This window comes from Roseinatronobacter thiooxidans, from assembly GCF_001870675.1.
GTDB classification, from domain to species: Bacteria; Pseudomonadota; Alphaproteobacteria; order Rhodobacterales; family Rhodobacteraceae; genus Roseinatronobacter; species Roseinatronobacter thiooxidans.
Window position 1 is genome coordinate 283,395 of record NZ_MEHT01000044.1, and the last position, 12,715, is coordinate 296,109.

Here is a 12,715-nt window from a genome sequence, read left to right on the forward strand (position 1 = left end):
GCTGCTCCTCCTCAGGTGCGGTCCGCGGGCGAACCGGGCATCAGGTCATAGGGGTGTTTCCAGCCGGGCAGACCTTCGATACGGTCCAGCCAGCGGTCAATCGCAGGCCATTCAGCGCGGTTGAATCCAAACGGCTCGGGGTAAAACAGATAGCCGCAACAGGCGAAATCCGCGAGGCTGGGGGCGGCCCCAACAATCCAGTCGCGCGCGCCAAGGTGTTGGTCAAGCACCTTGTAACTCGCCCCAAGCCGCGCCTGCTGAAAAGCGATCACAGCATCGGGGCGTTTGTGTTCGGGCAGGAAGTTCATCAGAAATCGGGTAGAGCCTGCAAGGGCCGACAACTTGTGATTGTCCCAAAACAGCCAGCGCAGAACCTCTTGGCGCTCTTGCGCCCTCTCGCCCAGAAACCGGCCTGTCCGCTCGGCACAATGAAGCTGGATGACAGCGGATTGGGTCAGGACAAGCCCCTCATCTTCCAGCACAGGCACCTCTCCCATCGGGTTGAGGGCGCGGAACTCGGGGCTGCGGGTTGCGCCACCGAAGAAATCCACCCAGACCGGCTGCCATGCAACCCCTGCCAACTCCAATGTCAAAGCCGCCTTATAGGCGTTTCCGCTTTCTCCGAAACAGTGCAATTTCATCGCGCATCCCTTCTGACGTGGCACCCGGCTTCATGCGGGGGAATTGAGTATTTTCAGCAAGAAAATGCCTGCATCCTTCATTCTCTCTTACCCCCCGCGCGTTAAGGTTAATGCACGGTACAGGCTGGAGAGCCGATGACCGTGCAAGGAAATGCCCCGCCTGCCGACCGCCCGGAAACGATGATTTCCAAGAGGGGCCGCCGGTCAGGCGGGGTACGCGCATGGTTGCATTTTCTTGCCTCAAATACTCCCGCCGGAGGCGGATTTGGTTATTTCTTCCGGTCTTCAAGGTCCGAATTGAACAGCCGCAGGCGGTGGCCCAGATTGTCGGCATCGGTCACAGACTCGAAATTCTCGAACAGGAAAGAGAGCGCCTCGCCCTCATCCAGCCCGGCGTCTTGTGCGAAGCGGCGCAGGCGGCGGTAGCCATCTTCGGTCATGGCAAGAGCGACACGGCGTGTCAGTCTGAACCGCTTTGGCATGGTCTGTTTCCTCTGGCAGCTATCAAAGGGGGGGCGGCATGCGCCGCGCCCCAGTGTTGACTTAGAAATGCGCAGCGTCCAGTGCCATGACCGTTTCCGCCCCGCTTTGGATGCGCGCCAGATGCAGTGCCGTGGCAGGCAGGTGACGTGCCATGTAATAGCGCCCTGTTGCGATCTTGGCGTCATAGAAATCGCGGTCAGATGTGGAGCTCTCCAGCGCCGCATAGGCCGCCTTTGCCATCCGCGCCCAGACCAGCCCAAGGCAGACATGCCCGAACAGATGCATGAAATCGGTCGAGCCTGCCAGCGCGTCATTGGGCGCTTTCATACCCCGCTGCATGAAGAACATGGCCGCCGCCTGAAGATCCTTGGACGCAGCTTTGAGGGGCACAAGGAAACCTTCCAGCCGCGCATCATTTTCGTTTTCCTTGATAAAGGTCTTCACGATCTCGAAAAACGCCATGACATGTTTGCCGCTGTCCTGCGCCAGTTTGCGCCCCACAAGGTCCAGCGCCTGCACGCCATTGGCCCCTTCATAGATCATGGCGATCCGCGCATCGCGGGCAAACTGGGACATGCCCCATTCCTCAATATAGCCATGCCCCCCGTAAACCTGTTGGGCCTGTATGCACATATCGAAGCCCTTATCAGTCAGGAACCCTTTGATGACCGGGGTCAGCAGCGAGATCAGGCCATCGGCGTCCTTGTCCTGCATCCGGTGGGCGCGGTCAATCAGGCTGGCCCCCCAGAGTGTGAAGGCGCGCGCCCCTTCGACAAAGCTTTTCTGGTCCATCAGCATGCGGCGCACATCGGGGTGCACGATCAGGGGGTCGGCGGGGCCATCGGGGTTTTTCGCGCCCGTGACATCGCGCCCCTGAAGGCGGTCCAGCGCATAGGCGCGCGCGTTATCATAGGCCACGGCCGCTTGGGCATAGCCTTGCAGGCCCACACCGATGCGGGCCTCGTTCATCATGGTGAACATGGCGCGCATGCCCTTGTGCAGATCACCGATCAGATAGCCGGTCGCCGCGTCGTAATTCATCACGCAGGTGGCATTGGCATGGATACCCATTTTCTCTTCAATGCTGCCCACGGATACGCCATTGCGTGCGCCAAGGCTGCCATCCTCGCCCACAAGGAATTTGGGCACGATAAACAGCGAGATGCCCTTTGTCCCCGCGCCCCCGCCCGGTGCCTTGGCCAGCACCAGATGGATCACGTTTTCGGCCATGTCGTGATCACCTGCCGAGATAAAGATTTTCTGCCCTGTAATCTTGTAGCTGCCATCGGCCTGCGGTTCGGCCTTGGTGCGCATCAGGCCCAGATCTGTGCCGCAATGCGGCTCTGTCAGGTTCATGGTGCCGGTCCAGTCCATAGACACCATTTTGGGCAGATATGTCGCCTTCTGGGCATCTGATCCATGCGCAAGAATGGCCGAGATCGCGCCATGGGTCAGCCCCTGATACATGTTCAGCGCCATATTGGCCGAGACGAAAATCTCACCCACAGCAGAGCCTATCAGATAGGGCAGGTTCTGGCCGCCAAAGTCTTCGGGCAGGTCCAGCCCGTTCCAGCCCCCTGCCTTGATCTGATCGAAAGCGTGTTTGAACCCCTTTGGCGTATAGACCATGCCGTTTTCCAGTCGGCACCCTTCGGCATCGCCGCTTGCGTTCAGCGGGGCCATGACATTTTGCCCGAGTTTCGCGGCTTCCTCCAGAATGGCAGAGGTAAAATCGGCATCCAGATCGGCATAGCCGGGCACATCGGATGTGCTGATCTGCAACAGATCATGCAGCACGAAATGCAGGTCTTTGGTGGGGGCAGTGTAGCTTGGCATGGGGGACTCCCGTTATTCAGCGGCCTTGGGGCTGTCTGCATTGCGCAGCACAGCGTCACCCCAGGCGAGTTCCTGTTTCAGATCGGCAATCGCCTCATCAAGTTCGGCGCGCTGGCGCTCCATATCGGCCAGTCTTTGGCAGGCAATGTCATAGGTTTTGCGCAACTGCTTGAGTTCGCTGTCATCGCGGTCATACATATCAAGAAGCTGGCGCAATTCTTCGAGGCTGAAGCCAAAGCGCTTGCCGCGTAAGATAAGCTTCAACCGCGCCTGATCGCGGCGGCCGAACAGCCGGTGTTGACCGTTGCGCTTGGGGAACAGCAGTTCCTTCGCCTCATAAAACCGCAAGGTACGGGGGGTTACACCGAAATCTGCGCACATCTGGCGGATGTTCTTATATTCCAACTCCATTCCAAACCTCCGAAACACTGCGCCACACCTGTGGTGGGCGGGTACATGAACATCGGTATACTGAAGTTGACGTGAACGTAAAGTTAAACGCTGCGTCACACAACCGCATGACGCGACGTCTTGCTATGGGGCGGGCAAAAGCTTCGCCGCATCAGCGCGCAGCTTTTCCAGATCATGGATGGTTTGGTGCAATTCCTCGGCCTGAAGGCGCAGGGCCACCAACTGGCGGTCGGCCATATCCAGCCATGCGCGCAATTGCGGCTCTGTGCCCTCTTTCTGGTAGATTTCCAGCCATTGGCGGATTTCTTCCAGACTGAAGCCAAAGCGCCTGCCGCGCATGATCAGCGTCATGCGCGCCACCTCGCGCGGGGTGTAGAAGCGGTTGCGCCCCTCTTTTTCGGGGTTAAGCAGCTCGATATATTCGTAATAGCGCAAGGTGCGCGGCGTCACATCAAATTGCGCGCACATCTCTTTGAAGCTCAATCGCGTCTCACTCGTCATAGCTGCACCCCTTGGCCTAGAGGGCCATGCTACGCGGCCTTCGGGGGAGATGCAATTTTGACACGCGCCCTTGCAAATCGGGCGCATTCAGGCGCAGAAAGGGGGGGCTTGGCAACAAGGTAGCCCCGAGATGAGCACGTCAAACCCGACAGATTTTATAAACGCCCTGCCCTTTGCCCGCGCGCTTGGCATGCAGCTTGACGATATTGGCAATGGACAGGCCCAAATCTCGATGCCATGGGACGCGCGCTTTGTTGGCGATCCGGCGACAAGGGTGATTCATGGCGGCGCGGTTTCGGCCCTGATGGACACCTGCGGGGGCGCGGCGGTCATGTCCTATCCCGGCGCGCTGACCACGGCGACGATTGACCTGCGAATTGACTATATGCGCGCGGCCACCCCCGGCCAGCGGATCACGGCGCGGGCGGAATGCTACCATGTCACGCGGCGCGTGGCCTTTGTGCGCGCCACCGCGCATGACGAGGATACGGACAACCCTGTGGCCACTGCCGCGGGGGCCTTTACCTTTGATCGCAAGGAAGGCCGCACATGAAACGCCCCGAACCTGTGCAGCAAGTCAAACACCGCCGCGACACGGCCCTGACCACTTTGGTGGGGGCCGTGCCCTATGCAGGCTTTCTGGGCATCGCGTTCGAGCGGCATGGCGATGAGCTGACCGCTGTTCTGCCCTATGATGAGAAACTGATCGGCAACCCTGTGCTGCCTGCGTTGCATGGCGGGGTGATTGCGTCTTTTCTGGAAGTGGCAGCAATTATCGAGTTGAGCTGGGCCATGCTATGGGATGAGTTGGAAACAGGTCGCCTATCGCCTGAAAGCATGGCGGAAAACCTGCCGCGCCTGCCCAAGACCATTGATTTCACAGTCGATTATCTGCGCACCGGCCTGCCGCGCGATGCTTACGCGCGCGCGCGCGTCAACCGCTCGGGGCGGCGCTATGCGTCGGTGCATGTGGAAGCGTGGCAGGACAACCGCGCTCGGCTGTTTGCGCAGGCGACAGGCCATTTCCTGATGCCACAACGCAGCGATGGCTAAGCCACAGGCGCTGTCTGACCGGCGCATTCTGAAAATCGCCATTCCCATTGTTCTGGCCAATCTGACTGTTCCCATTCTTGGCGCGGTAGATACTGGCGTGGTGGGCCAGATGGGGGCCGCAGCGCCCATTGGCGCGGTGGGGTTGGGGGCGATCATTCTGGCCTCGATCTATTGGGTTTTCGGCTTTCTGCGTATGGGCACGACAGGGCTGGTGGCGCAGGCCACGGGCGCGGGCGATCTGGCGGAAAGCGGTGCCATACTGACGCGCGGCATCATGATCGGGCTGGCGGCAGGCGCTGTGATGGTGCTGGGGCAAGTGCTGATCACGCAGGCCGCTTTTCGCATTGCCCCTGCCAGCGCCGAAGTGGAAGCACTCGCCCGCCAATACCTGAGCATTCGCATCTGGGGGGCACCTGCCACCATCGCCCTTTATGCCGTGAATGGCTGGCTGATTGCGACCGAGCGCACGCGCGGGGTGCTAATCCTGCAACTATGGATCAACGGGCTGAATATTGCGCTGGACCTGTGGTTTGTGCTGGGCTTGGGTTGGGGGGTGCAGGGCGTCGCGGTGGCGACCCTGATCGCCGAAGTGACAGGGCTGGCGCTGGGGCTGTGGCTGTGCCGCGCGGCTTTTTCGGGCGCGCAATGGCGCGACTGGGCGCGGGTGTTCGACCGTGTGCGGCTCAAGCGGATGTGGGTGGTCAATTCCGACATCATGCTGCGCACGGTTGCCTTGCAAGGGGCGATGACAGGGTTTTTGTTCACCTCGGCCGGGTTTGGCGATGTGGAATTGGCGGCAAACCAGATCCTGTGGCAATTCCTGATGATCACGGCCTATGCGCTGGACGGCTTCGCCTTTGCAGCCGAAGCGCTGGTGGGCCAAGCAGTGGGCGCGCGGTCGGTGGCGCTGATGCGGCGCGCAAGTTATCGCGCCTCGCTCTGGGCCTTTGGGGCGGCGCTGGTCATGGCGCTGGGGTTCTGGAGCTTTGGGCCTTGGGTGATCGACCTGATGGCAACCGACACCGATGTAAGGGCGGCAGCGCGGGTGTTCTTGCCCTATGTGGTGGTGCTGTCGGTGCTTGGGCTGGCCGCCTATATGCTGGACGGTATTTTCATCGGCGCAACCGGCACGCGCGAGATGCGCAATACCGTGATTCTGGCTGTGGCAATCTACGCGCTGGTCATCTGGCTTGCCGTGCCGGTTTTCGGCAATCATGGCCTGTGGATGGCGCTGATCGTGCTGAATGTCTTGCGCGGGGTATTTCTGGGTGCGCTCTACCCACGGTTGGAGCGGCGCGTGGCGGCCGAGGGCTAAGGCTTACAGCCACCTTTCGCGGTCAGTGCCGATGGCGTCGGAAATCTTGGCATATCCATCGCGCTCCAGCAGGTCTAACAGCCCGCGATTGATCTGCCCGACCAGTGAAAGCCCCTCATAAACCAGTGCGGAATAGAGCTGCACCGCGCAGGCCCCTGCGCGGATTTTCGCATAGGCCTGTTCAGCAGAACCAATGCCCCCAACCCCCACAAGCGGCATCTTTCCATTGGTCAGATGCGACAGAAGCGCCAGAACACGCGTGGACTTTTCGAACAAAGGCGCGCCGGAAAGCCCGCCTTTTTCTGCAGAACTTGCACTTTTCAAACCTTCGCGGGTGATTGTGGTGTTTGTGGCGATAATCGCATCCACACCAGCCGCCTGCGCCACCTGCGCAATCTCACCAATCTCGCCCTCATCCAGATCAGGGGCAATTTTCAGAAATATCGGGACTTTCCGGGCAAGCTCGCCGCGCGCCTGCATGACGCCTTGCAACAGGGCGGCAAGGGCTTCGGCCCCCTGCAAGTCGCGCAAGGATTCCGTGTTGGGGGACGAGACATTGACAGTTGCAAAATCCAGATGCGCGCCGCACAGGCGCAGCACTTGGGCGAAATCATCCGCGCGGTCGGCGCTGTCTTTATTGGCCCCAAGATTCAGCCCCAGCACCATGCCTTCGGGGCGCGCGGCCAGACGCTTTACAATAACCTCGGCCCCTTCATTGTTGAAGCCAAAGCGGTTGATGACGGCGCGATCCTCGGGCAGGCGAAACAGGCGCGGGCGCGGGTTGCCCGCCTGCGGACGCGGTGTTGCGGCCCCCACTTCGACAAAGCCGAACCCCGCGCGCGCAAGACCGGCCAGCGCTTGGGCGTTCTTGTCAAACCCTGCTGCCAAGCCGACAGGATTGGGCAAATCCAGCCCGGCAAGATGGACATGCAAACGCTGCGAACGGACGGGCGCAGGCACAGGGGCAAGCCCTGTTTGCAACGCTTTCAGGGCCAGACCATGCGCGGTTTCAGGATCGAAGCTGCGCAGAACGGACATGCCCACCTTCTCAAACAGGCTCATACCAGACTTTCCGGAAAAATATGGCCCGATACGCCCAAGGGCAGCGACGTGTCCCAAGCAATATCAGACTTTTGCAAAGGGCGATACAGATGCGGGAACAGCGCCCCCCCGCGCGAGGGTTCCCATTTCAGATCCGGCCCCAGTGTTGCGGCATCACATGCCACCAGAACCAGATCACTTTCGCCCGCAAAATGCTTGGCGGCGGTTTCCATGACCTGCTGCGCGGTCGAGAAATGGATATAGCCATCGGCCAGATCGACAGGCGCGCCAAGGGTCCGGCCTTGGGCGACCAGTTCATTCCATTCAGGACGTCGGAAGATTTTGTAAATAACCATAGCCCGTCTCTTGCCCAATGGCGCGGCCAAGGTCAATCACTCACAACGGGCCGGGCAGGCGTTCTTCGCTGAGCAGCACATTGGCATCCACCGCGCCCACGCCCGGAAGTGTCATGATCCGGCGGCGCAAGACACGCTCGAAATCCGACAGATCGCGCGCCACCACACGCAGGCGGTAATCATAGAGGCCCAGCACATGCTGCACAGTCTGCACTTCAGGAATGGCCGAGACCGCGCGTTCAAAATCAGCCAGACTGACGCGCCCCTTGGCCGCAAGGCTGATACCCAGAAACACTGTCACGCCAAAGCCCAAAGCCGGCAAATCCAGATCAAGACGCTCTCGCGCGATGGCGCCTTCTTCCCTCAGGCGTTTCAGGCGGCGCCATGCGGCAGGCTGGCTTAGGCCGAAGCGGCGGCCCAGCGCGCCCGCGCTTTGACTGGCATCTTGCGCCACTGCGCGCAACAAGGCGCGGTCTGTCTCGTCCAGAGTGATCATTTTGGGCCCTTCGCATGCAGGCGCGCAATCGGGCTGGCGGATGCGCATGTGGACAGGAAGATGAGTATTTTTAGCAAGAAAATGATCATACCGGCAGGCTTGTATCTGATTTGATGTCGGACAGATGCATCAGCGCCTCCAGATCGGCAATATGCGGCAGGGGCAGGATACGGTCGCGGTAAAGCTGCTGGTAATGGACCATGTCGCGCGCGATGACATTCAGGCGCACATCAACGCGCCCGAGGAATGTCTGGATTTCCAGCACTTCAGGGACCGTGCGGGCGGCGCTGATGAATTCGTCAAAGGCGCGCGGGTTGGTTTTGTCGAGGGTGATGCGCAAGCTGACTTCAACCTGCCAGCCCAGCGCACGCCAATTGATGACCGCGCGTTGCCCGCGCAGGATGCCGCGCGCGCGCAGGCGTTCCAGACGGCGCCAGCAAGTCGCCTCGGTCAGGCCGGCGCGCGCGGCCAATTGGGCCGTGCTGGCATCGGGCGCGGCCATAAGCTGGCGCAAAAGGCGGCGGTCGCTGTCGTCTAGCTGCATGTTTCTTTCAGTATTTTGAAAATGATGAATAGATTTTCTGCTTATATGGGAAATTGCGTGAGGAATGAAACGAAAAAAAGCCAATCCTCCCTATACTGCGCCGCATGAACACCAACCAAGGAGGGACGGCAGATGCGCGTCTATTATGATCGCGATTGCGATGTGAACCTGATCAAGGACAAGAAAGTTGCGATTCTGGGCTATGGCAGCCAAGGCCATGCCCATGCGCTGAACCTGCGCGATTCGGGGGCGAAGAATGTTGTTGTGGCCCTGCGCGAAGGATCGGCCAGCGCCAAGAAATGCGAAGCCGAGGGCCTGACCGTTATGGGCATCGCGGAAGCGGCGGCATGGTGTGATGTCATCATGTTTACCATGCCAGATGAGCTGCAAGCCGAAACCTATAAGAAATATGTGCATGACAACCTGCGCGAAGGGGCCGCGATTGCCTTCGCCCATGGCCTGAATGTGCATTTCGGATTGATCGAGCCGAAGCCCGGTGTTGACGTGATCATGATGGCCCCCAAAGGCCCAGGCCACACGGTGCGCGGCGAGTATACCAAAGGCGGCGGCGTGCCTTGCCTAGTGGCCGTACATCAGGATGCGACCGGCAAGGCGATGGAAATCGGCCTGTCCTATTGCTCGGCCATCGGTGGCGGGCGGTCCGGCATTATTGAAACCAACTTCCGTCAGGAATGCGAAACCGACCTGTTCGGCGAACAGGCCGTGCTGTGCGGTGGACTGGTCGAACTGATCCGCATGGGGTTCGAGACGCTGGTCGAGGCCGGGTATGAACCCGAAATGGCCTATTTCGAATGCCTGCACGAAGTGAAGCTGATTGTGGACCTGATCTATGAAGGCGGCATCGCCAACATGAACTATTCGATCAGCAACACCGCCGAATATGGTGAATATGTCTCTGGTCCGCGCATTCTGCCTTATGACGAGACGAAAGCACGCATGAAAGCCGTGCTGACCGACATTCAGCAAGGCAAATTCGTGCGTGACTTCATGCAGGAAAACGCAGTCGGCCAGCCTTTCTTCAAGGCCACGCGCCGCATCAATGACGAGCATCAGATCGAAAAAGTCGGCGCACAGCTGCGCGCGATGATGCCGTGGATTGGCGCATCGAAAATGGTCGATAAAGACCGCAACTGATTTGGGGTGATATCCCGAAGCAAAGGCCCCCTCTGCACTGGAGGGGGCCTTTTGCGTTTGCCTGCCGGTCACGGGCTGTGCCTGCGAAGTGCATCTGGCAAAAACCAGATGAAGCGGCCCCCAAGACCTGATACATCTGCGCGCATGTTTCGATTGTTTGACATGTTGGGCCGCTCCTCTGGGATAAGAGCCTTGGATGATGCGCTTCGCACAGTCGGAGTGCACCCGATGCTTGTGCCCGACCCTGTAAAGCTGACGCTCATACAGATGCACAAGAAAATGGCACGCGGCGCGCCAGAAGGCGGGTATATGCACACAGCCCATCTGCTGGCCTATTGCATTCTGGGCCATGACCAATTTTGGACAATAATGGCGCGGCGGATGCAGAGGCCCAAGACCACCGCGTGGAAGCAGCCCTTGCACAGGGCGACACGTTGGATGCAAAGATTATCCTGCTAAGCCTGCATTCCGGCCTGATTGCCCCTGAAATCGCCGACCGTATAGATATTGAAGACCTGTGAGCAGCCTGTAAGGCAGCTGAAACAACAATACCGAAGGCAGCGTTGGGTATAGTGGTGCGGGTGGAGGGACTTGAACCCCCACGCCTTGCGGCGCCAGAACCTAAATCTGGTGCGTCTGCCAATTTCGCCACACCCGCATCTGAGCGGCTAGGTAGCAAATGCCAGCGGCGGATGCGAGGGCAAAAATGCAGGTAGAAATATATATTCAGGCCATGTTTCTGCCCTGATTTGACCAAAATCGCCAGTCATTGTGCAAAATAACGAAACAGTATTACAAAACAGGCCGCGTTTACCTTGTTGTCACATTTCTTCGGCAAGGTTTTGGTCAAGGAGATTCGAGCGATGTTTGCAGATAGCATTTCACTTGCACCGGCATTGAAGACCCGCAGCACGGCAAAACCGGCGCGGACGCAATTCGGGCTTCAGGGGTTTGCGGGCGAAACGGTTGTGCGCACCATTTTCGGCCTGCGCCCTGTGTCGCGGCTGGTTGTGGGAGATATTTTGCTGGATACACGCAACCGCATGGTCAAATTGCGCAGCATTCGCACCCATCATGCTGCCGCCGCGGAAATTGTGCGGGTTGACCCTTCGGCCTTTGGTTTGGGGCTTGCACCGGGCAGGTTGGACCGCGCGCTTTTGGTCGGGGCCGGTCAGAAACTGGGGATCTGTGACTGGCGCACCGAAATTCTGTTCGCGGCCCCTACCCTGAGTGCCGCCGCAAGGTTGGTGGATGGTGTGAACCTGCACCGCGCCGACAGCCCCGCCACGCTGTATGAACTTGGGTTCCAGCAAGACACCATCATCACTGCGGATGGATGGACAACACTCATCAGCGGTTCAGGCACCTAAGCGGCGCAAAACCTGTGGCAACTGGTCTGGCAGGTCTTCGGCAAGCAGACCCGCGCCGAACTGGCGCGCCGCTTCGACATGCAGCCACGCGCCGGTGCAGGCGGAACTGCGCGGGGGAATGCCCCGCGCCAGAAGGCCGGTTATCAGCCCTGCCAGCACATCGCCTGTTCCTGCTGTAGCCAGCCATGGCGCGGCACGATCACGCAGTGCGACGTGAATTTCAGGAAAGCCGTCTGGCCCAGCAATAACAGTATCGGCCCCTTTGAACAGAACCACTGCGCCGATATCTTGCGCAGCGCGACATGTGGCTTTCAGTTTTGAGTGTTCGGATGTGCCCAAATCGGGCCAGAGGCGCGCAAACTCGCCCGCATGGGGCGTCAGCACACAATCCGCATGAACAAGGGCGCGCAGATCGGAGTTTTGGGCAATCAGGCTTAGCGCGTCTGCATCCAGCACGATGGGGCGTTTGCTGCGCAAGGCGGCAGCGACCAGCGCGCATTCGCGCCGCCCAAGGCCAAGTCCCGGCCCAAGGCACAGTGCGGTGATGCGCGGATCGGTCAGCGCATTGGTCAAGGCCACCTCATCCGCCACGGGACGAAGCATAATGGCATCCAGCCGCGCCGCATTCTCGATCAACGCCGCAGGCGGGCAGCAGAGCGTGACCAGCCCCGCGCCAACCCGCAGCGCCGCACGCGCCGCCAGCCGCGCCGCACCCCCGCGCCCGACACCGCCCGACAGAACCAGCGCATGGCCATAACTGTATTTGTGACCAGCCCCCTTGGTCAGAAGCGCCAGATCGGGCGGGGACACAGTTTGCGTGACCTGTTCCGCAGACGCGCCTGCGCGCAACTCCGCCATACGGCCCTTCAACCCGATATCGACCACCACCAACGCCCCTGTCATCGCCCCGCCGGGCAACAGCATGTGACCAAGCTTTGGCTCTTGGAAGGTGACCGTCAGATCGGCGGCCTGCACCGAATAGGCCCCATCCGCGCGGATCTGCCCGCTATCGGCGCAAATGCCCGAGAGGATATCAACCGCAACAAGCTTGGCACCCGCCTGCTGCGCCTGTGCGAGTGCAGACCAGAATTTTTCCGCCACAGGCCGCGTCAGACCAGTGCCAAACAACGCGTCAACAGCCACACAACCGGGCAGGCAGGCTGGGTCAAGGTGCTTCACCACCTGCCCCAATACCCCCCAACGCTGTGCGTTTGCCACCGCATCTGGCGTGGCAGGCGCAACAGGGGCCCAGACCAGAACCTGCCACCCCATTTCCGCCAGTTTGCGCGCGATCACATAGCCATCGCCCCCATTATTTCCCGGACCACAGAAGACGACGGCCTTGGCCGGTGCAGGCCAACGGGCGCAAATGGCATCCACCACGCCCTGCCCCGCAAGCTCCATCAAGGCCAGCCCTGTTGTGTCCCCCGACTCGATCTGGGCAGCCTCAATGGCGCGCATTTGTGCAGATGAGAGGATTTCAGTCATTTTTAAAAATTTACCGTTTTCATTT

General features: G+C 60.0%; 16 protein-coding genes and 1 tRNA gene. 6 read left to right on the top strand and 11 right to left on the bottom strand.

The window, feature by feature from the left end; genetic code table 11:
* Positions 1-11: 11 nt before the first annotated feature.
* The 5 genes from BG455_RS13680 to BG455_RS13700 all read right to left on the bottom strand — a co-directional run bounded on the left by BG455_RS13680 (position 12) and on the right by BG455_RS13700 (position 3,872).
* Positions 12-641, bottom strand: a complete 630-nt coding sequence (locus BG455_RS13680) for a glutathione S-transferase family protein (RefSeq protein ID WP_071470531.1) — start codon at positions 639-641, stop codon at positions 12-14.
* Between the two features lie 269 nt (positions 642-910).
* Positions 911-1,123, bottom strand: a complete 213-nt coding sequence (locus BG455_RS13685) for a hypothetical protein (RefSeq protein WP_071470532.1) — start codon at positions 1,121-1,123, stop codon at positions 911-913.
* A 61-nt stretch (positions 1,124-1,184) separates the two neighbouring features.
* Positions 1,185-2,960 (bottom strand): acyl-CoA dehydrogenase C-terminal domain-containing protein, encoded by a 1,776-nt coding sequence (locus BG455_RS13690; RefSeq protein ID WP_071470533.1) that lies wholly within the window; start codon positions 2,958-2,960, stop codon positions 1,185-1,187.
* A 12-nt stretch (positions 2,961-2,972) separates the two neighbouring features.
* The gene (locus BG455_RS13695) at positions 2,973-3,371 is read right to left on the bottom strand and encodes a MerR family transcriptional regulator (protein WP_071470534.1); all 399 of its coding nucleotides are present in this window, start codon (positions 3,369-3,371) and stop codon (positions 2,973-2,975) included.
* Positions 3,372-3,494: 123 nt separating this feature from the next.
* Positions 3,495-3,872 carry a MerR family transcriptional regulator gene (locus tag BG455_RS13700; protein ID WP_071470535.1) on the bottom strand — a complete coding sequence of 126 codons (378 nt, stop codon included), beginning with the start codon at positions 3,870-3,872 and terminating at the stop codon, positions 3,495-3,497.
* A gap of 130 nt (positions 3,873-4,002) precedes the next feature.
* Here BG455_RS13700 and BG455_RS13705 point away from each other — a divergent pair, with 130 nt between their 5' ends.
* Genes BG455_RS13705 through BG455_RS13715 form a run of 3 tightly spaced genes read left to right on the top strand, consistent with a single transcriptional unit; the run spans position 4,003 to position 6,240 of the window.
* On the top strand, positions 4,003-4,425 hold the full coding sequence (locus BG455_RS13705; protein ID WP_071470536.1) for a PaaI family thioesterase: 423 nt from the start codon (positions 4,003-4,005) through the stop codon (positions 4,423-4,425).
* Positions 4,422-4,925, top strand: a complete 504-nt coding sequence (locus BG455_RS13710) for a PaaI family thioesterase (protein WP_071470537.1) — start codon at positions 4,422-4,424, stop codon at positions 4,923-4,925. The genes BG455_RS13705 and BG455_RS13710 overlap by 4 nt, the downstream gene beginning before the upstream one ends.
* Positions 4,918-6,240 (top strand): MATE family efflux transporter, encoded by a 1,323-nt coding sequence (locus BG455_RS13715; protein ID WP_071470538.1) that lies wholly within the window; start codon positions 4,918-4,920, stop codon positions 6,238-6,240. The genes BG455_RS13710 and BG455_RS13715 overlap by 8 nt, the downstream gene beginning before the upstream one ends.
* Positions 6,241-6,243: 3 nt before the next feature.
* On the opposite strand, the gene BG455_RS13720 is transcribed toward BG455_RS13715, so the two are convergent.
* The 4 genes from BG455_RS13720 to BG455_RS13735 form a co-directional block, all read right to left on the bottom strand.
* On the bottom strand, positions 6,244-7,302 hold the full coding sequence (locus BG455_RS13720; protein ID WP_071470539.1) for a quinone-dependent dihydroorotate dehydrogenase: 1,059 nt from the start codon (positions 7,300-7,302) through the stop codon (positions 6,244-6,246).
* The gene (locus BG455_RS13725) at positions 7,299-7,637 is read right to left on the bottom strand and encodes a DUF952 domain-containing protein (RefSeq protein WP_071470540.1); all 339 of its coding nucleotides are present in this window, start codon (positions 7,635-7,637) and stop codon (positions 7,299-7,301) included. The genes BG455_RS13720 and BG455_RS13725 overlap by 4 nt, the downstream gene beginning before the upstream one ends.
* 40 nt (positions 7,638-7,677) lie before the next feature.
* On the bottom strand, positions 7,678-8,133 hold the full coding sequence (locus BG455_RS13730; RefSeq protein WP_071470622.1) for an Lrp/AsnC family transcriptional regulator: 456 nt from the start codon (positions 8,131-8,133) through the stop codon (positions 7,678-7,680).
* Between the two features lie 85 nt (positions 8,134-8,218).
* Positions 8,219-8,677 carry an Lrp/AsnC family transcriptional regulator gene (locus BG455_RS13735; protein WP_071470541.1) on the bottom strand — a complete coding sequence of 153 codons (459 nt, stop codon included), beginning with the start codon at positions 8,675-8,677 and terminating at the stop codon, positions 8,219-8,221.
* A 132-nt stretch (positions 8,678-8,809) separates the two neighbouring features.
* On the opposite strand from BG455_RS13735, the gene ilvC reads away from it, so the two are divergent.
* A complete protein-coding gene (gene ilvC / locus BG455_RS13740; protein ID WP_071470542.1) occupies positions 8,810-9,832 on the top strand; it encodes a ketol-acid reductoisomerase in 1,023 nt (340 codons plus the stop codon).
* Positions 9,833-10,191: 359 nt separating this feature from the next.
* Positions 10,192-10,353, top strand: coding sequence for a hypothetical protein (locus tag BG455_RS17375; RefSeq protein ID WP_170124695.1), 162 nt, complete (start codon positions 10,192-10,194; stop codon positions 10,351-10,353).
* Between the two features lie 52 nt (positions 10,354-10,405).
* Here BG455_RS17375 and BG455_RS13750 read toward each other — a convergent pair.
* Positions 10,406-10,490 (bottom strand) — tRNA-Leu (locus tag BG455_RS13750).
* A gap of 205 nt (positions 10,491-10,695) precedes the next feature.
* On the opposite strand from BG455_RS13750, the gene BG455_RS13755 reads away from it, so the two are divergent.
* Positions 10,696-11,202, top strand: coding sequence for a Hint domain-containing protein (locus tag BG455_RS13755; protein ID WP_071470543.1), 507 nt, complete (start codon positions 10,696-10,698; stop codon positions 11,200-11,202).
* On the opposite strand, the gene BG455_RS13760 is transcribed toward BG455_RS13755, so the two are convergent.
* Positions 11,191-12,690 carry an NAD(P)H-hydrate dehydratase gene (locus BG455_RS13760; RefSeq protein ID WP_071470544.1) on the bottom strand — a complete coding sequence of 500 codons (1,500 nt, stop codon included), beginning with the start codon at positions 12,688-12,690 and terminating at the stop codon, positions 11,191-11,193. The genes BG455_RS13755 and BG455_RS13760 overlap by 12 nt on opposite strands.
* Positions 12,691-12,715: the final 25 nt, after the last annotated feature.

Excerpts from the sequence above, each read along its gene's own strand:
- BG455_RS13680 (WP_071470531.1), bottom strand. The coding sequence starts at position 641 with ATGAAATTGCACTGTTTCGGAGAAAGCGGAAACGCCTATAAGGCGGCT.
- BG455_RS13685 (WP_071470532.1), bottom strand. The coding sequence starts at position 1,123 with ATGCCAAAGCGGTTCAGACTGACACGCCGTGTCGCTCTTGCCATGACC.
- BG455_RS13690 (WP_071470533.1), bottom strand. The coding sequence starts at position 2,960 with ATGCCAAGCTACACTGCCCCCACCAAAGACCTGCATTTCGTGCTGCAT.
- BG455_RS13695 (WP_071470534.1), bottom strand. The coding sequence starts at position 3,371 with ATGGAGTTGGAATATAAGAACATCCGCCAGATGTGCGCAGATTTCGGT.
- BG455_RS13700 (WP_071470535.1), bottom strand. The coding sequence starts at position 3,872 with ATGACGAGTGAGACGCGATTGAGCTTCAAAGAGATGTGCGCGCAATTT.
- BG455_RS13705 (WP_071470536.1), top strand. The coding sequence starts at position 4,003 with ATGAGCACGTCAAACCCGACAGATTTTATAAACGCCCTGCCCTTTGCC.
- BG455_RS13710 (WP_071470537.1), top strand. The coding sequence starts at position 4,422 with ATGAAACGCCCCGAACCTGTGCAGCAAGTCAAACACCGCCGCGACACG.
- BG455_RS13715 (WP_071470538.1), top strand. The coding sequence starts at position 4,918 with ATGGCTAAGCCACAGGCGCTGTCTGACCGGCGCATTCTGAAAATCGCC.
- BG455_RS13720 (WP_071470539.1), bottom strand. The coding sequence starts at position 7,302 with ATGAGCCTGTTTGAGAAGGTGGGCATGTCCGTTCTGCGCAGCTTCGAT.
- BG455_RS13725 (WP_071470540.1), bottom strand. The coding sequence starts at position 7,637 with ATGGTTATTTACAAAATCTTCCGACGTCCTGAATGGAATGAACTGGTC.
- BG455_RS13730 (WP_071470622.1), bottom strand. The coding sequence starts at position 8,133 with ATGATCACTCTGGACGAGACAGACCGCGCCTTGTTGCGCGCAGTGGCG.
- BG455_RS13735 (WP_071470541.1), bottom strand. The coding sequence starts at position 8,677 with ATGCAGCTAGACGACAGCGACCGCCGCCTTTTGCGCCAGCTTATGGCC.
- ilvC (WP_071470542.1), top strand. The coding sequence starts at position 8,810 with ATGCGCGTCTATTATGATCGCGATTGCGATGTGAACCTGATCAAGGAC.
- BG455_RS13755 (WP_071470543.1), top strand. The coding sequence starts at position 10,696 with ATGTTTGCAGATAGCATTTCACTTGCACCGGCATTGAAGACCCGCAGC.
- BG455_RS13760 (WP_071470544.1), bottom strand. The coding sequence starts at position 12,690 with ATGACTGAAATCCTCTCATCTGCACAAATGCGCGCCATTGAGGCTGCC.